Below are 23,628 nucleotides of genomic sequence, written 5' to 3' on the forward strand. Positions count from 1 at the left end.
CGGTATGGCAAAGCGGCCGTCAGCGCGCGATGCTGCGGTGCGCACACGACGCCGGCCGGGGCCGGCCGCGGAACTTGCAAGACGATGTCGCAAATACGCAAGCGCGGCCGCACTGCTCCGCGGCCGCGCCGATGGGTCAGACGAGCGCCGCGATCGTCTCGCGCGTCGTGTCGATGACGAGCAGGCCCGCACGCAGGCCCGGCTTCACGCTCGGGTTCGGGAACACGATCCGTTCCTCGTCGTGCGTCACCGTGTAGCGGTAGTCGCCGTCCTGCGCGAGCACCGTGCCGCGCGCGAACGCGGTGAAGTTCGCGACGTCGGCCGCGACGAACAGTTCGAGCGCGTCGCTCTGCTTCGTGATCTGGTCGATCACCGTGAACACGCGCGGCAACGCGGCGGCGTCCTGCGGATCGCTGCCCGGCGGATGCCCGGCCGACGCTCCCGACACCAGCTTGCGCACCGCGCGATCGGTCGGCGCGAAGCGCGTCAGGTCGTTCTGGCCGAACGGGCGCACCTTGCCGAGTTCCAGCGTGCACGCCAGCGCATCGCAGTGCTCGGCCGTGAAATGCGAATACGTGTTGCCCTTCGCGGTATGCAGCAGCACGGCCGCGATGCGCGCATCGCCGAGCCATTCGACCATCGTGCGCGTCGGCGGCGTGCCCGTGTGCGGCAGCAGCGCGAACTGCTCGAATACCGACGCGCGGATCGCCGTATGCATGTCGATGTGCCAGCGCGCGCGGCCCGCCGGCGCCGCCGCGAAGAACGCGGCAGCGGCCGCTTCGAGCTGCGCGGCGCGTGGCGCTTCGCGGCTCGCGGGCACCTGCGTGTGACGACCGCTGAACAGGCGGTTCAGGTCGTCGTCGAGATACCGTTCGCCGGCGCGCATCGCCGGCACGTTGCCGAGCACGACGAGCAGCCGGCACGCGAGCGGCAGCGCGCCCGACGCGAGATCGCGCACGAGCATCGTCAGCAGTTCGATCGGCGCGGTCTCGTCGCCGTGCACGCCGGCCGACACGAGCACGCTCGCACGCGCCGCGTCGGTGACCGCCGCCGGCTCGAGCGCGAGCAGCCCGTCGCCGAGCCATGACCAGCGCACCGCGCCGCCCGCGCAGGCGCCGTCCGTCACGGCCGGCGCGCCGCCGGCCAGCGTGAACGCGAGAAAGTCGTCGAGCAGCGCGGTGGCCGGCATCCGTGCCTCAGCGCTGGAAGTCATACAGCGAACCGACGCGCAGGATCTGCGTGAGTTCGTCGAGCGCCGTGCGCGATTCCTCGAGCAGCGCCGGATCGGCGAGGTCTCCCGGCGCGAGGCGATCACGATAGTGCTTGTCGATCCACGCGTCGAGCGACGCGAACAGCGTGTCGTTGATCCACACGTTTGACGTGACGGCCGCGCGCTCGGCTTCGTTCAGCACGACGCGCAGGCGCAGGCACGCGGGGCCGCCGCCGTTCTTCATGCTTTCGCGCAGGTCGAACACGAGCACGTCGTGAATCGGGCCGTTGCCGGCCGCGAGACGGTCGAGATAGGCCGCGACGTTCGCGTTCTCGCGGCATTCCTGCGGCACGACGAGCACCTGCGAGCCGTCCGCGCGCGACAGCAGCTGGCTGTTGAACAGATACGACGTCACCGCGTCGTTCACGCTTACGGCGGCCTCGGGCACCTCGATCACGTTCAGACGCGCACCGCGTGCGTCGAGCGCGGCGGTCAGCGTGTCGTAGATCGCCTGCTTGTTGACGAACGCGCGCTCGTGCGTGAACAGCGTGTCGCGATTGCCGACCGAGATCACGTCGTTGTGGAACACGCCCGCGTCGATCACGTCCGGATCCTGCTGCGCATAGACCGTCGCTTCTTCGGCGAGCCCGTGGCGATGCGCGACCGCGCGGCTCGCCTCGAAGGTCTGGCGTGCCGGGAAGCGCTTCGGCTCGGGGCCGCGGCGGTACTCCGCGCGGCCGTACACGAAGAACTCGATGCCCGGCTTGTCGTATTCGGCGCAAAAGCGCGTGTGGTTCGCCGCGCCTTCGTCACCAAGCGCCGGCGTGCCCGTCAGCGCTTCGTGCACCGCGAAGTGCGCGGGATCGGCGAACAGCGTCGACAACGTGCGGCGCGTCGCGTCGTGCTCGATCGCGCGATGCAGCTTGCTGCACAGGTTCGCCGGCGTGAAGTGCACGCGACCGTCGCTCGTGTCGGCCGACGGGCTGACGGTGGCCGCGTTCGCGGTCCACATCGCCGATGCCGAGCTCGCCGCGGCCAGCAGTTCGGGTGCCTGCTTCGCGGCCTTCGCGATCACGTCCGCGTCCTTGCCCGAGAAGCCGAGCTCGCGCAGCAGGCGCAGCGACGGCCGCTCCTGCGGCGGCAGCACGCCCTGCGCGAAACCGAGATCCGCGAGCTGCTTCATCTTGCGCAGCCCCTGCTTCGCGGCGGCCTTCGGATTCGCGGCCGACTTCTCGTTGTTGAGCGACGCCACGTTGCCGAACGACAGCCCGGCGTAGTTGTGGGTCGGGCCGACGAGTCCGTCGAAATTGGCTTCTTGTGCGTTCATCGTCGCTCCCTCGATCAGAAATGCAGGCCCGGCGACAGGCTCGCGGGCAAGGTCAGTTGCGTGCTTTCCACCGACGCCATCGGAAACGCGCAATAGTCGGCCGCGTAGTACGCGCTCGGGCGATGGTTGCCCGAGCGGCCCGTGCCGCCGAACGGCGCGGCGGACGACGCGCCGTTGGTCGGCCGGTTCCAGTTGACGATCCCGGCGCGAATCGTGCGGCGGAAGTGTTCCCACGCGTGCGCGTCGTCGGCGAGCAGGCCGGCGGACAGGCCGAACGCCGTGTCGTTCGCGCGCTCGATCGCTTCGTCGAACGTCGCGTAGCGCACGATCTGCGCGAGCGGGCCGAAGTGTTCTTCATCGGGCAGGCTGGCCACGCCCGTCACGTCGACGATCGCCGCGTTCACGAAACCGAGGCGCGGATCGCGCTGCGTCATCGCGATGATCGGCTTCGCGCCCTGCTCGATCAGGCGCGACTGCGCGTCGACGAGCTTCGCGGCCGCGCGGGCCGAGATCACCGCGCCCATGAACGGCTGCGGATCGGCGTCGAACACGTCGGCCGTGATCTTCGACGTGACGTCGGCGAAGCGCGCGAGGAAGCGGTCGCCGAACGCGCCCTGCGGCACGAAGATGCGGCGCGCGCACGTGCAGCGCTGGCCGGCCGACAGGAACGCCGACTGAATCGTGTGATGCACGGCCGCGTCAACGTCTTCAACTTCGCCGATCACGAGCGGGTTGTTGCCGCCCATCTCGAGCGCGAGCACGATTTCCGGACAGCCGCCGAACTGCTTGTGCAGCAGCGTGCCGGTGTCCGAACTGCCCGTGAAGAACAGTCCGTCGATCTGCCGATGATTCGCGAGCGCGATGCCCGTGTCCTTCTCGCCCTGTACGAGGTTCAGCACGCCGTCCGGCAGCCCGGCATCTTTCCACACCTCGACCGTCGCGCGCGCGACGCCCGGTGCGAGCTCCGACGGCTTGAACACCACTGCGTTGCCGGCGATCAGCGCGGGCACGATATGGCCGTTCGGCAAATGGCCGGGGAAGTTGTACGGGCCGAACACCGCGACGACCCCGTGCGGACGGTGGCGCAGCACCGCGACGCCGTCGGCCATGTCCTGGCGCTTCTCGCCCGTGCGTTCCTGGTACGCCTGGATCGAAATGCCGACCTTCGCGGCCATCGACGCGACTTCGGTGCGCGCTTCCCACAGCGGCTTGCCCGTCTCACGGCCGATCGCGGTCGCGATCGCTTCCTTGCGCTCGTTGAGCAATGCCGCGAAGCGTTTGGCGATCGCGCAGCGCGATTCGAAGTCGAGCGCCGACCAGCCGGCGAATGCGCGGCGCGCGCTCGCGACCGCGCGGTCGACGTCGGCCGCCGACGCGCTTTCGCCCTGCCACGCGATTTCGTCGGTGCCCGGGTTGCGCGAAGCGAAGACGGGGCCCGAGCCTGCGACCCAGGCGCCGTCGATGAAGAGTTCCGTCATGATTCGTTTATCCCTGTTTGACTTTGAGCGGCAGCACGCGGACCGGATCGCCGGCCTTCACGTCGAGCGCGGCGGCATCGTCGGCCGACAGCACGAACGCGCCGTTCGCGACCACGCCCGGCGCGACGCCGACGCGGAAATCGGTGAGCGACGTGTTCGACACCAGCGACGTCGGCGGGCGCTCGCCTTCCGGATGGCCGGCCCCTGCTTCGGGCACACCGATCGCGACCGGCACGACGACGCTCTCGCGCACCGTGCGCAGGTCGTTCACGTGGCATTCGAGCACGGGACCCGCGTCGAAGATGTCGACGTGATTCTGGTAGCGCAGCCCTTCCGCTTCGAGCATCTTGCGGGCGGGCAGCGTGTCGCGGTGCGTGAGGCCGACCGCATCCTGCGCGTCCTGCGGCAGCAGATCGACGTACACGGGGTAGCGCGGCATCAGTTCCGCGAGGAACGACTTGCGGCCGTGCGAGCTGAGATAGTCGGCCGCGTTGAAATCGATCTGGTAGAAGTGCGAACCGACCGCGCGCCAGAACGGCGACGTGCCGTCTTCGTCGAAGTGGCCGCGCAGTTCCGCGCAGATGCGTTCCGGGAAACGGTCGCGGAACTGCGCGATGAACATGAAGCGCGAGCGCGACAGCAGGCCGCCGACGCCGCCCGTGCGATAGCGCGGGCTGAGGAACAGCGAGCACACTTCCGCGTAACCGGTCAGGTCGTGCGAGATGTTCAGCGCGGACATCCGGGTCCACACGCCGAGCTCCTGGCTCGCGTGCACGACCGTGCTCACGCGGTAGTTGTAGAACGGCTGTTCGAGGCCGACCTGCGACTCGATTCCGCACACGCCCGCGATGTCGCCCGTCTTCGATTCTTCCATCACGAAGAAGTAGCCGGCCTCGCCGGGCTCGGCCTCGCCCGCGAGCGTGCGGCGCGTGCGTTCGATGCGCGCGGCAAGCGCGTCGCGGTCGGGCTTGAACGTGGTCAGGCCCGGCCCGGTTTCCTTCGCGAGCGACACGAGCGCATCGACGTCGCCCGTTTGTACGACCCGAACGACGATCATGCTGCGTCTCCCTTCAAATCTTCATCGTCGCGGCGGTGCAGCGGCACACAGCGCACGACATCGCCGTCCTTCACGTCGAGCGCCGCGCGCACGTCGCCGGCCAGCGGCGCGTCACCCGTCTCGCCCGGCAGGTCGGTCAGCACGCAGCGGAACGATTCGCCGCTGCCCGTCGACACCATGTATGCGACGTCGCCCTGTTCGCGCGCGGCTTCGCGCACGGTGCGCTCGGCGCCGTGCTTCACGCACGCGGTGCGGTCGACCTGCGCAGTCAGCACCGGGCCCGCGTCGAAGATGTCGACGAAGCGGTCGGGCTCGAAGCCTTCCTCGAGATGGATGTCGTACGCGAGCAGTGCCGTCTCGTTCGGCTCGCCGAGCACGCGCTGCGCGGCTTCCGGCAGCAGCGGCACGTAGAGCGGATAGGCCGGCATCACTTCCGCGATGAACGTGCGGCTGCGCCCGCCCGACGCGATGTCGACGTCGGTGAAGTCGCGGCCGAAGAACTTGCGGCCCACCGCTTCCCAGAACGGCGATGCACCGTTGCCGTCGCTCACGCCGAGCAGCAGCGTGAACACTTCGGGCGTGAAGCGGCGGCGGTTCGCGGCGATGTACATCATCCGTGCGCGCGAGATCAGGTGCGCGGCCGCGTCGCCGCGCAGCGACGGATCGACGTAGAAGCCGGCGAGCCGGCTCTTGCCGGTCAGCTCGTGCGACATCGTGAGCGCGTGGATCTTGCGGTTCACGTGCAGCTCGCGCGACGCGTGGATCAGTGCGTCGTTGCGGAACGCGTAGAACGGTTCCGAGTAGCCGGCCGCGGCCACGATGCTCGCCGTGCCGAGCAGCTTGCCCGTCGTCGAATCCTCCAGCACGAAGAGGTAGAACTCCTCGCCGGCGAAGTCGACGTCCGCGCGAAACGAATCCTCGGAAAGCGCCACACGCGCTTCGAGCGCCGCGCGGTCGTGCGGCAGCGAGTGCAGGACCGGCTGCGCCGTGCGCGCCATGTGCGCGAGCGCATCGAGATCCGTGAGTTTGCCGGGGCGAACAAATAGCATCGTCGTTCCTGTCTGCGATGGGTGCGCCGATCAGCGCGCGGTGGCTTCCTGCGCGGCGAGCACTTGTTCGACTGCCGTCTCGAAGCGCTTGACGCCTTCGTCGAGCAGGTCGAACGGGATCACCAGCGACGGGACGAAGCGCAGCACGTTCGGGCCGGCGATCAGCATGATCAGGCCTTGCTCGGCTGCTGCATTGACGAAGTCCTTCGCGCGGCCGTCGAACGCGGCGGTAAGTTCGGCGCCGACGAGCAGGCCCTTGCCGCGGATGTCCTTGAAGATGCCGAAGCGTGCGTTGACGCGTTCGAGCGCGCCCTTCAGGCGCACGCTGCGTTCGCGCACGCCTTCGAGCAGTTCCGGGTCGCCGATCAGTTCGACGACCTTGTCGGCGATCGCCGACGCGAGCGGGTTGCCACCGTAGGTCGTGCCGTGCACGCCGACCTTGAAGTGCGCGGCCAGTTCGTTCGTCGTCAGCATCGCGCCGATCGGGAAGCCGTTACCGAGCGCCTTCGCGGTCGTCAGGATGTCCGGCGTGACGCCCGTGTCCATGTACGCGTAGAACTGGCCCGTGCGGCCGACGCCCGTTTGCACTTCGTCGAAAATCAGCAGTGCGCCGTTGGCGTCGCACGCTTCGCGCAGCGCCTTCAGGAACGCCGGATCGGCCGGGATCACGCCGCCTTCGCCCTGCACCGGTTCAACGATCACCGCGCAGGTTTGCGGGCCGATCGCTGCCTTCGCGGCTTCGATGTCGTTGTACGGCAGGTGCGTGATGCCGGCCGGCACCGGGCCGAAGCCTTCCGAGTATTTCGGCTGGCCGCCGACGCTGACCGTGAAGAACGTGCGGCCGTGGAACGACTGCACGAACGAGATGATTTCGGCTTTATCGGCGCCGTGGCGATCGAACGCGACGCGGCGGGCGAGCTTCAGTGCTGCTTCGTTCGCTTCCGCGCCCGAGTTCGCGAAGAATGCGCGGTCGGCGAACGTCAGCGATTCGAGGCGCTTCGCGAGGCGCAGCACCGGTTCGTTCGTGTAGCCGTTGCCGATGTGCCAGAGCTTGCGGCTTTGTTCGTCCAGGACCTTCAGCAGTTCCGGGTGGCCGTGACCGAGGGACGTCACCGCGATGCCGCATGCGAAATCCACGTATTCGCGGCCGGCCGTGTCCCACACGCGGGAGCCCTCTGCGCGATCCGGCACGAACGGGGCGGGGGAAAATACCGGCACCATCACTTCGTCGAATGTCTGGCGGTTCACGGTCGAGGTCGTCATGGTCGTTCCTTTCGGTTTCGTAAGAGGGTTCAACAGGATCAAGTTTAGGTAAGGGTGACGCAAGCGTCTTGCGGAATTGCGACGGGTTCTATCGGAAGCGGATAGTTCGCTTTATTTTGCCCTCCCGGCGGGGGAGTTCGTGTTTGGGGTGTCGGTATTTTTTGGGTTTTTTTTGGTGGTTCGCTTTTGTTTGTCGTGAAGCACCTGTGATGGTGTCGGTCTATTAGCGTCGCCCCTGCGCGGGGCGGCGGTTACTTTTCTTTGTCTTGCCAAAGAAAAGTAACCAAAAGAAAGGCGCTGTGAAAACGCAAGACCTCCCGGTGCCGTGGCCCTCTGAGTGGCCCTCGCCTAAGTGTCCGCGCCAGTCACGAAACCGGAGTGGTCCGAGCAATGGTTCTGACACCACTCACCACCCAACAAAGCGGTATACCGCCCGCTAGCTCCGCCCTCGCTTCGCTCGGCCGACAGGGACACATCCCTCCAGCACCACTGACGAAACAACCCCACCTCAATCCGATGAAGCAATGAATGAGTGATTCCAGAGAAAAACGAGCAGCCGACCAACACAACATCGTTGAGCCAATGCTGATGCAAGTAGCTGGCCAGCATGGCGTGAATCGTGGGAATGCCCTACGGCGTGATGTCTGGCAGAAACAGAGAGGCATGCAGCACGACCTGAAGTACCTTGCAGCCGAGCGTAGCGAGGATGGAGCTAGCGGGCGGTATACCGCTTTGTTGGGTGGTGAGTGGTGTCAGAACCATTGCTCGGACCACTCCGGTTTCGTGACTGGCGCGGACACTTAGGCGAGGGCCACTCAGAGGGCCATGGCACCGGGAAGTCATGCGTTGTCCGAGCGCCTTTCTTTTGGTTACTTTTCTTTGGCAAGACAAAGAAAAGTAACCGCCGCCCCGCGCAGGGGCGACGCTAATAGACCGACACCATCACAGGTGCTTCACGACAAACAAAAGCGAACCACCAGAAACTCACTCCTTCCCATCGCGCTCAACAAGCGCGCCGCCCCGGGGCTCCGCACCGCCGCCAGTCTGCTTCTCGAGCCACGCTCGCCGATCCTCCCGAGGCGTCACCCCAAACCTCTCCCGATAAGCATTGGAAAAATGCGCAGCAGAAGAGAACCCACATGCAAGACTCACCTGCACAACAGACTTGCTAGTACGCTGCAACTGCGTCCGAGCCTTGAGCAACCGAAGATTGAGGTAATACTTCGACGGCATCGCCCCAAGATACTGCCGAAACAACCGCTCCAACTGTCGGCGCGAAACGCCGACCAATTCGGCGATCTCATCCGTCGTCAACGGATCCTCGACATTGGCTTCCATCAGCAGCAACGCATCGTTCAACTGAGGATGCCGCTCGCCGGGCGCGGTCACAAAAGGAATCCGCTGACGTTCCTCGCCGCTCCGCAACGTCCCCGCACCGAGCGCATCGGCGATTCTCTCGGCGAGATCGACGCCATGCTCCCGGCCAATCACGGCCAGCATGAAATCAACGGTGGTCTGCCCGCCGGCACAGGTCGCCCGATCGCGATCGATCTCGAAGATCTGCTGCGTGACGATCGACCGCTCGAACTGCTCGGCGAACTGCTGATACGTCTCCCAGTTCACGCTCACGCGATACCCTGAAAGCTGCCCGGCCATCGCGAGCCACCACACGCCGTGGTGAATACCGGTGACGAGCGGCGTGCGCTGCCCGACCCGCGCGAGACTCGCGAGAAAGAGCCGGTAATCGGCAAACTGCTGGAACCGCTCGGAGACGACGATCAGCCAGTCGCACGCGATCGCATCGTTGAACGCCGCATCGGCATGCCACTGCGCACCGCCCGCGAGCGGCACCGGCCGCCCGTCCCACGAACAGACCTGCCAGCGATACAGCAACCGCCCGTCGATCTCGTTCGCGAGATTCAGCGCATCGACGATCGGGCCCACGCCCGACATCGACACGGGCGGCAATGCAACGATCGCCACCTGCGTCGTGCGGGTGGCGCCTGCGGGACGAGACACCGGTACCACGTATGAAACCCGCCCTGTCGCGTTACTTGAGACTGCCCGACAGGAACTGCTTCAGCCGCTCGCTCTGCGGGCGCACCAGCACCTCCTTCGGATCGCCCTCTTCCTCGGTCCGTCCCTGATGCAGGAACATCACGTGGTTCGACACGTTGCGCGCGAAGCCCATCTCGTGCGTGACGACGATCATCGTGCGGCCTTCCTCGGCCAGCTTCTGCATCACCTTCAGCACTTCGCCCACGAGCTCGGGGTCGAGCGCCGACGTCGGCTCGTCGAACAGCATCACGTCCGGATGCATCGCGAGCGCGCGCGCAATCGCCACGCGCTGCTGCTGGCCGCCCGACAGGTGCGACGGATACTGCTTCTCTACGCGCGGTGCGAGGCCGACTTTCTCGAGATACTCGCGTGCGCGATCCTCGGCTTCCTTCTTCGAAATGCCGAGCACGTGCAACGGCGCTTCCATCACGTTCTCGAGCACGTTCATGTGCGCCCAGAGGTTGAAGTGCTGGAACACCATCGCGAGCTTCGTGCGGATGCGCTGCAACTGCTTGTGATCGGCGACCTCGAGCGCACCGGCCCGGTCGGTCTTGGTGCGCACGGTCTCGCCGTCGACGACGATCTGCCCCGCATTCGGCCGCTCGAGAAAATTGATGCAGCGCAGGAACGTGCTCTTGCCCGAACCGCTCGCGCCGATGATGCTGATGACGTCACCGGCCTTCGCGTTCAGCGACACGCCCTTGAGCACCTCGTTGTCGCCGTAGCGCTTGTGGATATCGACCGCCGCAAGCTTGGTGGAAGCGGAAGCGCTCGTTTGAGTGATCTCGGCCAACTGGCTCTCCTCGAAGTGAAATCAATGACGGCCGGCTGCGAGATACGCAAGCCAGTGGCGCTCCGCACGGCGAAACGCCGCGACGAGTGCGAAAGATACCGCAAGATAGATCAGCGCGGCGATTCCGAACGACTGGAACGCCATGTAGGTCGCGGAATTGGCGTCGCGCGCGACCTTCAGGATGTCGGGCACGGTCGCCGTGAACGCCACGGTCGTCGCATGCAGCATCAGGATCACCTCGTTGCTGTACAGCGGCAGCGCACGACGCAGCGCCGACGGCAGGATCACGCGGCGATACATCGTGAACGGCGTCATCCCGTACGCACGCGCGGCCTCGACCTCGCCGTGCGGGATCGCGCGGATCGCGCCCGCAAAGATCTCGGTCGTGTACGCGCAGGTATTCAGCGCGAACGCGAGAATCGCGCAGTTGAAGCCGCTGCGGAAGAACGCGTCGAGCAGCGAGTGCGAACGCACGAACTCGAGGCTGTACATGCCCGTGTACATCAGCAGCAACTGCACGTAGAGCGGCGTGCCGCGGAACACGTACGTGTAGAACCGCACGGGCATCGACACCCACTTCTTCCTCGACACACGCGCGACCGCGAGCGGCACCGCGCACACGAAGCCGAGCGAAATCGACGCAACGAGCAGCCACAGCGTCACCGTGAGGCCGGAGAGGCGCTGGCCGTCCCAGTAAAGGAACGCCTTGCCGAATTCCTGGAGGATCTCGATCATAGTTCTGCGTGCCGCACGCCCATGGAATAACGCTTCTCGAGCTGGATCAGCACGAGGTTGGAAACGGTCGTGATCGCGAGATAGATCAGCGCCGCGACGAGGATGAAGAAGAACATGTTGAACGTACTCTTGCCGGCGTCCTGCGCGGCCTTCACGACGTCCGCAAGGCCGATGATCGACACCAGCGCGGTCGCCTTCACGAGCACCTGCCAGTTGTTCCCGATCCCGGGCAGCGCAAAACGCATCATCTGAGGAAACATGATCCGCGCGAACACGCGCGCGCCGCTCATCCCGTACGCGGCACCCGCCTCGAGCTGGCCGCGCGGCACCGACAGGAACGCGCCGCGAAAGGTCTCGGTGAAGTACGCGCCGTATATGAAGCCGAGCGTCAGCACGCCGGCCACGAACGGGTCGATGTCGATCTGGTCCCAGCCGACGAGGTCGGTGAACTGGTTCAGCCAGATCTGGATGCTGTAGAACAGCAGCAGCATCAGGACAAGATCGGGCACCGAGCGGATCAGCGTCGTATAACCGGTCGCGATCGCTCGCAGCACCCGGTTGTGCGACAGCTTCGCCACCGCGCCGATCAGCCCCAGCACCACCGCAGTGGCGAGCGACAGCACCGACAGCTCGATGGTCTGCACGGTGCCGGCCCAGAGGACAGGACCAAAGCCGTAAAGGAACACGCGCGTCTCCAGAGTTGGAATGGATGCCGGCGCGTATGCCTGTCCCGCGCCGGGTTGACGCGGATAGTCGCAAGCGAAATTGATTGCCTCAAATCACCTTGCGCGCGATTGCTGCGTTGCAGCAACCCGCCCCACCATTTGCGACGCAATCTACGCCGCTGTTTCAAAAGGAAAAAAGCCGCTTCCTGACAGTCGGATGACACGCAGGGAAGCGGACTTTTTGCAATTTTCCGGTCGCTTTTTCGATATAGCGCCGGCGACCGTTTACCGCCCCTTCAGGATGTCGGAGCGCGAGGTCGTATAGACAAGCCCGTCCGGGCCGAAATGGACATTGAAGAACGCGTCGGTGTTGACGCCGTCCTCGAGCCAGCGCCAGCTCCAGACCGTCTCGGGCTTCAGCGGGTACTGCGCGATGTCGCCGGGCTTGCCGAGCAGGCGCCGCACCTCGTCCTCGTTCATCCCGGGGCGCACCTTCGCGAAATTCTCGGCGGTCAGCACCTGCGTCGCGCCCGTATAGCGCCCGTTCGCGTCGAGATCGACGAACCACGTCTGGTTGCCCATCGGTCCGCGCGGATATTCGAGGCGCTTCGAGCCGTCGGTGAACTCGCGCTCGGTCTCGGGCTTGCCCATCGTGCCGCGCACGTCGGCCTCGGTCGATTCGCCGACCTTCAGCCCCTTCAGCAGCAGCGGCGCGGGCTTGATCGCATTGAAGAAGTCCCTGATGCGTTGCACGTCGAGGTTACCTTGCTTGTCGTCGCAGCCGGTCAGCGCCAGCACGGCGGCCAGCATCGTCACGGGAAGCAGCCGGAAACGGAAAATCATCGGAAGAAATGCACGTCGAGAAAACACGCGGCAAGCATACCCGTGCGGCGCCAAAAGCGCGAGACGGGCGCGCGGCCCGTCTCGTGTTCAATGCGTCGTTTCGGTTTCGGTTTCTGTTTCGGTCATGCGGCTCGCCGCATGCGGCGCGCGCGGCACGGCCGGCGGCACATTGACGCGGCGGCGCGTGCGCACGAGTTCGGCGAGCTGCCACGAACCGAGCGCCAGGCAGCCGAACAGCACCTCGCGGCCGCGCTTGACCAGCGCCAGCGACAGCGCGGTCTCGCGGTCGACGCCGAACATCTGCGCGAGCAGCACGACGGTCGCCTCCTGCACGCCGAGGCCGCCGGGCACCATGAACGCCGCATGCCGCACGGCCTGCGTCATCGCCTCGATCGCGATCGCGCCGCCGATCGACACCGGATGGCCGAGCAGCGCGAGCGCCCAGTAGATCTCGAGCGCGCCGAGCACATAACCTGCCAGTTGCCAGAAGAACGCGCTGAACAGCAGGCCCGTGCGTGACATCAGCCCGTCGATGTCGGCGTCGAGCCGGCGGCCGTCGACACCCTGCAGCAGCCGGTGCGAATCGCCGAGCAGGCGGCCCGCGAAACGCTCGATCGCGTGGAAGATGCCGCCGCGGCGCATCAGCACGACACCGAGCACGGGCAGCGGCAGCGTCAGCAGCAGCGCGAGGCCGATCGTGCCGCCGCCCATGTTGTCCGTCGTCGCGAGCAGCAGCACGAGGCCGAGCGCGGCGAACGCATACTGGACGACGATCGTCACGAGCACCTCGACGATCACCGACGCGGTCACGCGGCTCGCGTCGGGCACCTGCCAGCGCGCGAGCCGGATCCCGACCAGCTCGCCGCCGATCCCGACCACGGGCAGCAGCCGGTTCACGGCCTCGCGCACGGTCGCGATCCACCACAGGAACGGCAGCGAACTGCGCCGGTCGAGCAGCAGGTGCCACGCGTACGCATCGAGCAGCAGCGGCAGCGCGTGGAACGGCACGAGCCACAGCAGCGCGTAACCAGCGCGCGCGAGCATCTGCGACACGTCGCCGACGCCTTCGTGCAGCCCCAGCGCGAGCAGGATGCCGATGCCGATCGGCCAGCCGAGCCACTTGATCCACTTGGTCATGACGGCTGCGCTCCCGGTGCGCGCGGCGCATGCGCGCCCCGCCGTGCCGCGGGCTGGCCGAACACGTCGGCAAAACCGCCGGTCGCGACACCCGAAGACTTCAGCGCGGCCGCGACGCGCGGCGACAGCAGCGCATCCAGTTCGTCGACCGGACGGTAACCGGCCATCGTCGGCGTGATCGGGCCGTCGCCGGCCTCGGCCGGATGGCAGTAGATCTCGCCGACACCCGGCGGCAGCGACGCGAGCGCGTCGAGCAGCACGGCCTCGTCCATCGAACCCGTGTGCTCGATCCCGACCACGTAGTCGTTGTGCGCGAGCCCCGCGCGGTCGAGCCGCGCGCGCACCAGCGCAATCCACGGCTTGAGCAGCGCGGGCGCGGTCGTTTCGTACGGCAGCCTCACCGCACGCAGCCCGTAGTCGCGGCCGATCTCGATGATCAGCGACAGCACGGTCGGATGCAGGTGGAAATGCTTGTGCGCGTTCACGTGGTCGAGCGGCAAACCGCTCGCCGCGAACGCGTCGAACTGCGCGCGGATCTCGCGGCGCAACTGCGCACGCACGTGCGGCAGGAAGAAAAAGCGACAGCCGTCCTTCGCCATCGCGTCGCCGAAGCGCCCGTCGGGGCCGACGAGCGCGGGAATTTCATGCGCGGGCAGCGTGGCCGGCCCGTCCGCGAGGACGAGATGCAGGCCGACCGCGAGCGACGGCAGCCGCCGCGCGCGTTCGATCGCATCCTGCGCGGCGGGCGCGCCGACCATCAGGCTTGCGGCGTTCAGCACGCCGTCGCAGTGCGCACGCTCGACCGCCGCGTTGACGCGCTGGTGCAGCCCGAAGTCGTCCGCGGTAAAGATCAGCGCCCGCGCCGCCTGCTGCGTCGCCACGAATCAGGCCTCGTGCGCACGCAGGAAGCGGAAGAACTCGACACCTTCGCGCAGGCGGCGCTTCATCATGTCCCAGCTCGTCAGCATCTCGCGGACGATTTCCCAGATCTTCGACGGACGGAAGTAGAACTGGCGATAGAACTGCTCGAGGTGGTGATAGATCTCGTCGCGCGACAAGTGCGCGTAGCCGATCGCCGCGAGCTGCACGCCTTCCTTGCTCACCAGGTTGATGGTCTTGTTCTCTTCCATCCAGCCGTTTTCCACGGCCTGCTTGTAGAGCGTCGTGCCCGGATACGGCGCGGCGAGCGAGACCTGGATCGTGTGCGGATTGATTTCCTTCGCGTACTCGATCGTCTTCTTGATGGTTTCCTGCGTCTCGCCCGGCAGGCCGAGAATGAAGGTGCCGTGGATCTTGATGCCGAGCTTCTTGCAGTCCGCGCTGAAGCGGCGCGCGAAATCGGTGCGCACGCCCTTCTTGATGTTCACGAGGATCTGGTCGTCGCCGGATTCGAAGCCGACCAGCAGCAGGCGCAGGCCGTTTTCCTTCATGACCTTGAGCGACTTGTACGGCACGTTGGCCTTCGCGTTGCACGACCACGTGATGCCGAGCTTGCCCAGACCGATGGCGATGGCTTCGGCGCGCGGCAGGTCGTCGGTGAAGGTGTCGTCGTCGAACATCAGTTCCTTCACTTCCGGCATGTTGTCGCGGATCCACTTCGCTTCCGCGAGCACGTTCTCGACCGAGCGCGTGCGGTAGCGATGGCCGCTGACCGTCTGCGGCCACAGGCAGAACGTGCAGCGCGACTTGCAGCCGCGGCCCGTGTAGATCGATACGTACGGGTAGTTCAGGTAGCCGATGAAGTAGTTGTCGATCTTCAGGTCGCGCTTGTAGATGGGCGCGACGAACGGCAGTTCGTCCATGTTCTCGAGGATCGGACGCGCTTCGTTGTGCTCGATCGAGCCGTCCTTCGCGCGCCAGCTCAAGCCCTTGATCTCGGGGAACGGCTTGCCTTCGGCGATTTCCTTGCAGGTGTAGTCGAATTCCTCGCGGCACACGAAGTCGATTGCGTCGCTCGCCGTCAGCGAGTTGTGCGGATCGACCATCACCTTCGCGCCGACCATGCCGACCAGCATCGACGGCTTCATCTTCTTCAGATCCTGCGCGAACATCGCGTCGGTCGGGAACGACGGCGTGCTCGTGTGGATGATCACGAGGTCGTAGTCGTTCGCGATCTTCAGCGTTTCCTCGACCGACAGGCCGTCGGCCGGCGCATCGAGGACGCGGCTGCCCGGCACGAGCGCGGCCGGCTGTGCGAGCCACGTCGGATACCAGAAGGAACGGATTTCGCGCTTCGCCTGATAGCGCGAGCCGGCTCCGCCGTCGAAGCCGTCATACGAAGGGGCCTGCAAGAACAGCGTTTTCATGAGTGCTCCGGTAGCCTGCATAGTTCGATTCGTTACAACGATTCAGTCAATCAACCGCGGGCCGCCCTGCCGGCGCCCGCCTCTCTGTCATGTCACGCCGCGCGGCCTCGCCGCGCAACGCGTCTCGGCCCTCGGGCCGGGTTCGGTCGGGAACGGCCCTAGCGACCGTCCACCGCTTCCACCGCCGTCGCGCGTTCGCCGCCGACGACCGTCATCCTTGCGCCGCGCCACACGACGTGCGTGCCGAACGCGGCCGCGAGCCACTCGAGCGCGAGCAGCGTGTCGCGTACCGCGACGAGCGGCAGATCGCGCCAGAATGCGCGCCAGCCGTCCTCGCCGCGCGCGTGCAGCACCAGCCGCCCGAATGCGCCGACCACGGCCGCCCCGCCCGCCAGCGTGCCGGCGAAAGTTCCGTCGAGACGCAGCGCGAGCGCCGCGCCGATCGCGAGCCACGGCACCGTAAACGTAATGAACAGGAACGCGAAACCAGCCGGGTTCAGCGAACGGATCGTGCGCAGCCAGCGCGTCTCGCGGTGCCACAAAGGCCCGAACGACGGTTCGATCACGTCGGTCGCGACCTCGACTTCCGACAGCACGGTGCGCCGCCCGAGGCGGCGCGGCAGCTCGGCAAGCCAGAAGTCGTCGGCCAGCTCGTCCTTCAGCGCGAGAAAACCGCCGATCCGGTCGAGCGTGTCGCGCGTCAGCGCGAGCGTCGCGCCGAAGCCGAAGCGGCTCGAGCGGCCGAGGTGCGTGATCCGCACCGACGGCGCGAACCAGGCGTCGACGAACTGCGCGCCGATCCGCGTCCAGAACCCGCCGACGCTGCGCGCATGATACAGGCACGTGACGACACCGACCGCCGCATCGGCGAGCGGTGCCGTCACGCGCTCCAGGTAGTCGGGCTTCACCGCGATGTCGCTGTCCGCGATCACGATGCGGCCGTATTTCGCGCGCTCGGCGAGATTGATCAGGTTGCTGACCTTCAGGTTCTTGCCATGCACGCGCGAATCGACCACCAGCGTGATGTCGCACTCGGGATAGTCGGCGCGCAGCCGCTCGACGACGGCAATGGCCGGATCGGCCGCCGACTGGACGCCGAACAGCACTTCATACCGCGGATGACGCTGCTCGCAGAACGTCGCGAGGTTTTCGTACAGGTGCGGCTCCGCGCCGCACAGCGGCTTGAGCACGCTGACCGGATCGAAGCCGTCGCGCGCGGCCGTGCGCGGCGTGCGCGGCCGCGGTGCGAACGCGGCGACGAGCGCATAGCCGGCCGCGGCCAGCGTGAACACGATCAGGAGCCAGTCGAGCAGCGTTGCGGTTTGCGTCATGCGCAACGCCTCCCGGCGACCTGATCGCCACGGAGAACGCTTGAGCGTGATTCAGCGTGATGCGGTATTCCGACAACGACGAACGCGGGCACGACCCGACTCCTTGTTCCAGCAGCGTCTGTGTATGGGGGAGGCACGACCCATTCCTCGGGTACGACCATGCCCGGCTTCGCTTGGCGCATCTTCGCGCGCCGCCCGGACGGGATGCGGGAAGACTCGAATGGCTACCATCGGCACAACATGGGCAGGCGCCGGATTTTAGCAGCCTGCGGCATACCGCGCTCGGCACTACGAGAAACGGACTGGTGCAATTCCGGCAAAGCTGTGCTGCCGGAGAACCATTTGGGCGCAACCGCGTTCACGTTAGCGTAAGCGCTTTGCAGGCGTATTGCAGTCTTGAAAATCAAACGTTTCGTGCAAATTTGTAGGTCGATGCGGATTCACATCCAATCGCCGTAAAGATTGGTAATTCTTTGGCGATTAGCTTTATTTTTGCAACAATGACCCAAATCGCCCCGGCACCCCTGAAAGGCGCATGGGTATCGGCGCGTCGCAAGCACGTTCCGGAACCCTTTGGCAAAATCCTTGGCATTTGTTGCGTAAGCGCATCACCGCGCGCCCCCATTCGAAGGCCACCCGATGACTCCGTTTTCCGTACTCGATCTCGCCCCCATTCCGGACGGCGCAGACGCCTCCCAGGCTTTCCGCAACACCGTCGATCTCGCGCAGCATGCGGAACGCTGGGGCTATCAGCGCTACTGGCTCGCCGAGCACCACAACATGCCCGGCATCGCGAGCGCGGCGACCGCCGTCGTGATCGGCCATGTCGCGGGCGCCACGAAGACGATCCGCGTCGGCTCGGGCGGCATCATGCTGCCGAACCACGCGCCGCTCGTGATCGCCGAGCAGTTCGGCACGCTCGCGTCGCTGTATCCGGGGCGCATCGACCTCGGCCTCGGCCGCGCGCCCGGCACCGACCAGACCACGTCGCGCGCGCTGCGCCGCGACCTGATCGGCAGCGCCGACTCGTTTCCGGACGACGTCACCGAACTGCAGCGCTACTTTGCGGAGCCGGTGCCCGGCCAGCGCGTGCGCGCGGTGCCCGGCGCGGGGCTCGACGTGCCCGTCTGGCTGCTCGGTTCGAGCCTGTTCAGCGCCCAGCTCGCCGCGATGCTCGGGCTGCCGTTCGCGTTCGCGTCGCACTTCGCGCCGGATTACCTGATGCGCGCGCTCGAGATCTATCGTGCCCAGTACCGGCCGTCGGCCGCATGGCCGAAGCCGCACGCAATGGTCGGGGTCAACGTGTTCGCGGCCGATACCGACGACGAGGCGCGGCGCCTGTTCACATCGCTGCAGCAGCAGTTCATCAACCTGCGGCGCGGCACGCCGGGCAAGCTGCCGCCGCCCGTCGACGTGCTCGAGGCGAACGAGCTCGAACTCGCGAACGTCGCGCATTCGCTGTCGTTCGCGGCGGTCGGTTCGCGCGACACGGTGCGCGACAAGCTGCGCGACCGCATCGCGCAGACGGGCGCCGACGAAGTGATCATCACCGCGCAGATCTACGATCACGCCGCGCGGCTGCGCTCGTTCGAACTGGCCGCGCAGATCCGCGACGAGCTCGCGAACGAGGCGCGCTGACGGTACTGGCGCGGGCGGGCTGCGGCCCGCCCCGCGTCACTGCGGGTGCACGGCTTCCAGCCCGTCGAGCAGCGCCTTGTGGAATGCGTCCGGATCCTGGATCTGCGGCGCGTGCCCGAGCGCCGGGAATTCGACGAGCTGCGCGCCGGGGATCGCCGCCTGCGTGCGCTTCGCGAGTTCCGGATAGTGGCCGAGCTTCGCGTGCACGTCGGGCGGCGCGACGTCCTTGCCGATCGCGGTCGTGTCCTTGTCGCCGATCATGAGCAGCGTCGGCACGCGAATCGCACCGAGTTCGTAGACCACCGGCTGCGTGAGGATCATGTCGTAGATCAGCGCGGAGTTCCACGCGACCGCGTCGCGACCGGCGCCGCGATACATCCCGGCGAGCATCTGCACCCAGCGCTCGTACGACGGCGACCACTTGCCCGCGTAGTACGTCGACTGTTCGTAGCGGCGAATGCCTTCGGCCGTCGTCTTCAGCTCACGCGCATACCAGTAGTCGACCGACAGCGGCGGCACGCCGAGCGCCTTCCAGTCCTCCAGGCCGATCGGGTTCACGAGCACGAGCTGGTCGGTCGCCTTCGGATACATCAGCGCATAGCGCATCGCGAGCATCCCGCCCGTCGAGTGCCCGACGATCGTCGCCGCTTTCACGCCGATCGATTCCAGCAGCGCGTGCGTATTGCGCGCAAGCTGCTGGAAGCTGTACTGGTAGCGATCGGGTTTCGACGACTTGCAGAAGCCGATCTGGTCCGGGGCGATCACGCGATAGCCGGCGCGGCTCAGCACGCCGATCGTGTCTTCCCAGGTCCCCGCGCAGAAGTTCTTGCCGTGCAGCAGCACGACGGTGCGGCCGTTCGGGTGTGCCGGCTGCACGTCCATGTACGTCATCTCGAGGGTTTCGCGCTGCGATGTGAACGCGTAGCGATGCACGGGCTCCGGGTAGTCGAAGCCTTCCAGCCGCGGGCCGTACACCGGCCCGTCGTTGCCGGCGGGCACCGGGGCGGCCTCGGCCGCGGAGGTCGCACATGCGAAGGCAATGCCCGCGCCAAACAGGGCAGCGCGCGCGACAGACAACAACTTGCAAATCGGAAGCATGGCGGTCACGGTGATTGGAAACGCACGCGGGCAGCCGGACGGCGCCGCGCCCCGCGATTCTACGCGGTCGCGTGACGACGGCGCGCAACACCGGCGCCGCGCAACTTCCGCGTGCGCGACGAACTCGGGTATCGTGTGACGTGACCCTGAAACGCGTGCAGGCGAATTCCCATGAAAAACGTCCTCAGCATTCAGTCGCACGTCATCTACGGCCATGCCGGCAACAGTGCGGCCGTGTTTCCGATGCAACGCCTCGGCGTCAACGTCTGGCCGCTCAATACCGTCCAGTTGTCGAATCACATGCAGTACGGCCACTGGGCCGGCAGCGCGATCGATGCCGCGAAGATGGAACAGCTCGTCGACGGCATCGCCGCGATCGGCGCGCTCAAGCGCTGCGACGCCGTGCTGTCCGGCTTCCTCGGTTCGCCGCCGCAGGCACGTGCGGCAGCCGAGATCGTGCGCACGGTGAAGGCAATGAATCCGAACGCGTGGTACTTCTGCGATCCGGCGATGGGCCAGACGGGCGGCATCCGGCCCGAACCCGGCGTCGAGGAATACATGGTCCAGGAGATGCCGGCGCTCGCGGACGGCATGTCGCCCAACCACACCGAACTGCAGAAACTCGCCGGGCGGCGCATCGAAACCGTCGCCGAAGCCGTCGACGCGTGCCGCACGCTGATCCGCCGCGGCCCGCAAATCATCCTCGTCAAGCACCTGCACGACCGCAACAGCCCGGCCGATCGTTTCAACATGCTCGCCGTCACTGAAACCGAGGCGTGGATCGGCCAGCGTCCGCTGTACGCGTTTCCGCGCCATCCGGTCGGCGTCGGCGACCTGACCAGCGCGATCTTCGTCGCGTGCCGGCTGCGCGGCGACTCCGTGCGCGCCGCGTTCGAGCACACGCTCGCGGCCGTGCACGCGGTCGTGAAGGCGACCTACGACGCGCGCCGCTACGAGCTCGAACTCGTCGCCGCGCAGGACGAAATCGCGCGCCCGAGCGAATGGTTCGGCGCGTGGGTGACGGACGCCTGACGCGTCGGCACCACCCGCCGTTTCAGCGGCGCAGATCGCGCGCCGCCCCGCTTTCCCGACCCGCTCCTCCCGCACGCCGCCGTTGGCGCGACGCATCCCGATGCGGCTTCGACGCGGATGCAAACGTTTCCGGACTTCACATGAATGACACCGATTTCTCGCTATGCTCGCGGCGGCACGAACCGGCGCAGCCGCATCCTGCGACCCGGGCGCGCCCTTCCCGTAGGCCCCGCCAATCGGCTCCCCCCTTTATCACACGATAACGACCATGACCCGATCGAACCGTCGTGACTTCCTGCGCGCCGCCGCCGGCACTGCCGGCGCCGCCGCGCTGAACCTGTTTCCGCCCGTGATCCGCGATGCGCTCGCGATTCCCGCGAACCGCCGCACCGGCACGATCCGCGACATCGAACACATCGTGATTCTGATGCAGGAGAATCGCTCGTTCGACCACTACTTCGGCACGATGCGCGGTGTCCGCGGCTTCGGCGATCCGCGCCCGCTGCGCCTCGCGAACGGCAAGTCGGTGTTTCACCAGCCGGTCGGCCCCGCCGAACTGCTGCCGTTCCACCCCGGCGCGGACAAGCTCGGCCTGCAGTTCCTGCAGGACCTGCCGCACGGCTGGCAGGACATGCATGCCGCATGGAACAAGGGCCGCTACGACCAGTGGGTGCCGAACAAGGGCACCACGACGATGGCGTACCTGAAACGCGACGACATCCCGTTCCACTACCAGCTCGCCGACGCGTTCACGATCTGCGACGCGTACCACTGCGCGATCCCGAGCTCGACCGACCCGAACCGCTACTACATGTGGACCGGCTACGTCGGCAACGACGGCACGGGCGGCGGCCCGGTGCTCGGCAACGAGGAAAAGGGCTACGCCTGGACGACCTATCCGGAAGTGCTCGAGCAGGCCGGCGTGTCGTGGAAGATCTACCAGGACATCGGCACGGGGCTCGACGCGAACGGCTCGTGGGGCTGGACGCAGAACCCGTACATCGGCAACTACGGCGACAACTCGCTGCTCTACTTCAACCAGTACCGCACCGCGCTGCCCGGCACGCCGCTGTACGACAAGGCGCGCACCGGCACCAACATCAGCGCCGGCGGCACGCTGTTCGACGTGCTGCAGCAGGACGTGAAGAACGGCACGCTGCCGCAGGTGTCGTGGATCTGCGCGCCGGAAGCGTATTCCGAGCACCCGAACTGGCCCGCGAACTACGGCGCGTGGTACATCGAGCAGGTGCTGCAGGCGCTGGTGTCGAATCCCGAGGTGTGGAGCAAGACCGCGCTGTTCATCACGTACGACGAAAACGACGGCTTCTTCGACCACGTGCAGCCGCCGTTCGCGCCGCAGTCGCGCGACAACGGGCTGTCGACCGTCGCGACGACCAACGAGGTGTTCGCCGGCGACGCGTCGCACATGGCCGGCCCGTATGGGCTCGGGCCGCGCGTGCCGATGCTGGTCGTGTCGCCGTGGACCAAGGGCGGCTGGGTCTGCTCGCAGACCTTCGATCACACGTCGCTGCTGCAATTCATCGAGGCACGCTTCGGCGCGCAGCATGCGGTCGCGGCGGCGAACGTGTCGCCGTGGCGCCGCACGGTGTGCGGCAACCTGACGTCCGCGTTCGACTTCTCGACACCCGACGCAAGCTGGCCGCAGCTCCCGGACACGAGCGGCTACGCGCCGCCGGACCGCACCCGGCACCCCGACTACATCCCGGTGCCGCCGGTCGTCCAGCATCTGCCGAAGCAGGAGCACGGCCTGCGTCCGGCACGCGCGCTGCCGTACGAACTGTTCGTGCACGGGCGGATCGATGACGCGAGCGGCCAGTTCCGGCTGACCTTCGCGAACACCGGCACCGCGGGCGCGGCGTTCCAGGTCCAGGCGCGCAACCGCGTCGACGGCCCGTGGGCGTATACGGTCGACGCCGGCAAGCGGCTGTCCGACACGTGGAGCCCCGCGCCGTCGCTCGGCCTGTACGACCTCGACGTGTACGGCCCGAACGGCTTCTACTGCCACTTCCGCAGCCCTGCCGCGTCGGCGGTCGGGCCGGCGAGCGTCAACCCCGAAGTGGTCTACGGCTACGACGTCGCGAACGGCAACATCACGCTGCGCCTGATGAACCGCGGCCACCGGACGGTACGGCTCAAGGTGACGAACGCCTACGGCCACGGCCATGCGCGCGAGTTCGATCTCAAGCCGGGCACCCACGTCGACGACTACTGGGACCTGCGCGGCAGCCACGGCTGGTACGACCTGACCATCAGCGACGGCAAGCCGCTCGGCTTCCAGCGCCGCTTCGCCGGCCACGTCGAGACCGGCCGCCCGAGCACCAGCGATCCGCTGATCCGCACGACCGCGTCGCATCACGACGAGCAAGCCGCATCGGACGCGTTGTCCGACTGACGGTATCCCCCAGCGCGGCGCGGCCCCGGCGGGTCGCGCCGCGCGTCTGCCCCGCGCCGTACCCCCTCCTCCCCGCCCGTTCCGTTCGCGACGGGAAACTCCCGATACCGGCCGCCACCGCACACGCGGAAGCTATGCGCAAATCCTCACCGAATGCGCGGCAAATTGCCAAGACCCGTGCATATCGGCGACCTA

19 protein-coding genes are annotated in these 23,628 nt (G+C 66.9%); 3 read left to right on the forward strand and 16 right to left on the reverse strand.

Going from position 1 to position 23,628, the window contains the following annotated elements:
* Positions 1 to 136: 136 nt before the first annotated feature.
* From astE to hpnI, 15 genes are all read right to left on the reverse strand, one after another.
* Positions 137 to 1,189, reverse strand: a complete 1,053-nt coding sequence (astE, locus tag ACTRWB_RS12125) for a succinylglutamate desuccinylase (protein WP_446902373.1) — start codon at positions 1,187 to 1,189, stop codon at positions 137 to 139.
* A gap of 7 nt (positions 1,190 to 1,196) precedes the next feature.
* Positions 1,197 to 2,537 carry an N-succinylarginine dihydrolase gene (astB, locus tag ACTRWB_RS12130; protein WP_446902070.1) on the reverse strand — a complete coding sequence of 447 codons (1,341 nt, stop codon included), beginning with the start codon at positions 2,535 to 2,537 and terminating at the stop codon, positions 1,197 to 1,199.
* A 14-nt stretch (positions 2,538 to 2,551) separates the two neighbouring features.
* Positions 2,552 to 4,015 (reverse strand): succinylglutamate-semialdehyde dehydrogenase, encoded by a 1,464-nt coding sequence (gene astD / locus ACTRWB_RS12135; protein WP_446902071.1) that lies wholly within the window; start codon positions 4,013 to 4,015, stop codon positions 2,552 to 2,554.
* A 7-nt stretch (positions 4,016 to 4,022) separates the two neighbouring features.
* The gene (gene astA / locus ACTRWB_RS12140) at positions 4,023 to 5,072 is read right to left on the reverse strand and encodes an arginine N-succinyltransferase (protein ID WP_419686760.1); all 1,050 of its coding nucleotides are present in this window, start codon (positions 5,070 to 5,072) and stop codon (positions 4,023 to 4,025) included.
* Positions 5,069 to 6,121 carry an arginine/ornithine succinyltransferase subunit alpha gene (gene aruF, locus ACTRWB_RS12145; RefSeq protein WP_193097950.1) on the reverse strand — a complete coding sequence of 351 codons (1,053 nt, stop codon included), beginning with the start codon at positions 6,119 to 6,121 and terminating at the stop codon, positions 5,069 to 5,071. Before aruF ends, astA begins: the two co-directional genes overlap by 4 nt.
* 30 nt (positions 6,122 to 6,151) lie before the next feature.
* Positions 6,152 to 7,384, reverse strand: coding sequence for an aspartate aminotransferase family protein (locus ACTRWB_RS12150; protein WP_446902072.1), 1,233 nt, complete (start codon positions 7,382 to 7,384; stop codon positions 6,152 to 6,154).
* A gap of 984 nt (positions 7,385 to 8,368) precedes the next feature.
* Complete coding sequence (locus tag ACTRWB_RS12155) at positions 8,369 to 9,412, reverse strand: GlxA family transcriptional regulator (RefSeq protein ID WP_343491728.1); 1,044 nt, start codon at positions 9,410 to 9,412, stop codon at positions 8,369 to 8,371.
* A 22-nt stretch (positions 9,413 to 9,434) separates the two neighbouring features.
* Entirely contained in the window at positions 9,435 to 10,235 is an 801-nt protein-coding gene (locus tag ACTRWB_RS12160) for an ABC transporter ATP-binding protein (RefSeq protein ID WP_446902073.1), read from the reverse strand.
* Between the two features lie 21 nt (positions 10,236 to 10,256).
* Complete coding sequence (locus ACTRWB_RS12165) at positions 10,257 to 10,970, reverse strand: ABC transporter permease (RefSeq protein ID WP_048249484.1); 714 nt, start codon at positions 10,968 to 10,970, stop codon at positions 10,257 to 10,259.
* Entirely contained in the window at positions 10,967 to 11,656 is a 690-nt protein-coding gene (locus ACTRWB_RS12170; protein ID WP_129514102.1) for an ABC transporter permease, read from the reverse strand. The genes ACTRWB_RS12165 and ACTRWB_RS12170 overlap by 4 nt, the downstream gene beginning before the upstream one ends.
* A 264-nt stretch (positions 11,657 to 11,920) precedes the next feature.
* Complete coding sequence (locus ACTRWB_RS12175) at positions 11,921 to 12,478, reverse strand: hypothetical protein (RefSeq protein WP_419686752.1); 558 nt, start codon at positions 12,476 to 12,478, stop codon at positions 11,921 to 11,923.
* 87 nt (positions 12,479 to 12,565) lie between these two features.
* Positions 12,566 to 13,615, reverse strand: coding sequence for a lysylphosphatidylglycerol synthase domain-containing protein (locus ACTRWB_RS12180; RefSeq protein WP_193097944.1), 1,050 nt, complete (start codon positions 13,613 to 13,615; stop codon positions 12,566 to 12,568).
* Positions 13,612 to 14,496 (reverse strand): hopanoid biosynthesis-associated protein HpnK, encoded by an 885-nt coding sequence (hpnK, locus tag ACTRWB_RS12185; protein WP_446902074.1) that lies wholly within the window; start codon positions 14,494 to 14,496, stop codon positions 13,612 to 13,614. The genes ACTRWB_RS12180 and hpnK overlap by 4 nt, the downstream gene beginning before the upstream one ends.
* A gap of 3 nt (positions 14,497 to 14,499) precedes the next feature.
* Positions 14,500 to 15,921 (reverse strand): hopanoid biosynthesis associated radical SAM protein HpnJ, encoded by a 1,422-nt coding sequence (gene hpnJ / locus ACTRWB_RS12190; protein ID WP_419686746.1) that lies wholly within the window; start codon positions 15,919 to 15,921, stop codon positions 14,500 to 14,502.
* Positions 15,922 to 16,079: 158 nt separating this feature from the next.
* A complete protein-coding gene (gene hpnI / locus ACTRWB_RS12195) occupies positions 16,080 to 17,252 on the reverse strand; it encodes a bacteriohopanetetrol glucosamine biosynthesis glycosyltransferase HpnI (protein ID WP_446902075.1) in 1,173 nt (390 codons plus the stop codon).
* A gap of 639 nt (positions 17,253 to 17,891) precedes the next feature.
* On the opposite strand from hpnI, the gene ACTRWB_RS12200 reads away from it, so the two are divergent.
* On the forward strand, positions 17,892 to 18,890 hold the full coding sequence (locus tag ACTRWB_RS12200) for an LLM class flavin-dependent oxidoreductase (protein ID WP_193097941.1): 999 nt from the start codon (positions 17,892 to 17,894) through the stop codon (positions 18,888 to 18,890).
* A gap of 36 nt (positions 18,891 to 18,926) precedes the next feature.
* On the opposite strand, the gene ACTRWB_RS12205 is transcribed toward ACTRWB_RS12200, so the two are convergent.
* Positions 18,927 to 19,988 carry an alpha/beta fold hydrolase gene (locus ACTRWB_RS12205; RefSeq protein ID WP_129514095.1) on the reverse strand — a complete coding sequence of 354 codons (1,062 nt, stop codon included), beginning with the start codon at positions 19,986 to 19,988 and terminating at the stop codon, positions 18,927 to 18,929.
* Positions 19,989 to 20,159: 171 nt separating this feature from the next.
* On the opposite strand from ACTRWB_RS12205, the gene pdxY reads away from it, so the two are divergent.
* A complete protein-coding gene (gene pdxY / locus ACTRWB_RS12210; RefSeq protein ID WP_048249496.1) occupies positions 20,160 to 21,020 on the forward strand; it encodes a pyridoxal kinase PdxY in 861 nt (286 codons plus the stop codon).
* Between the two features lie 268 nt (positions 21,021 to 21,288).
* Positions 21,289 to 23,433, forward strand: a complete 2,145-nt coding sequence (locus tag ACTRWB_RS12215; protein WP_343491732.1) for a phosphocholine-specific phospholipase C — start codon at positions 21,289 to 21,291, stop codon at positions 23,431 to 23,433.
* Positions 23,434 to 23,628 lie beyond the last annotated feature (195 nt).

The organism is Burkholderia sp. YIM B11467 (genome assembly GCF_052952715.1).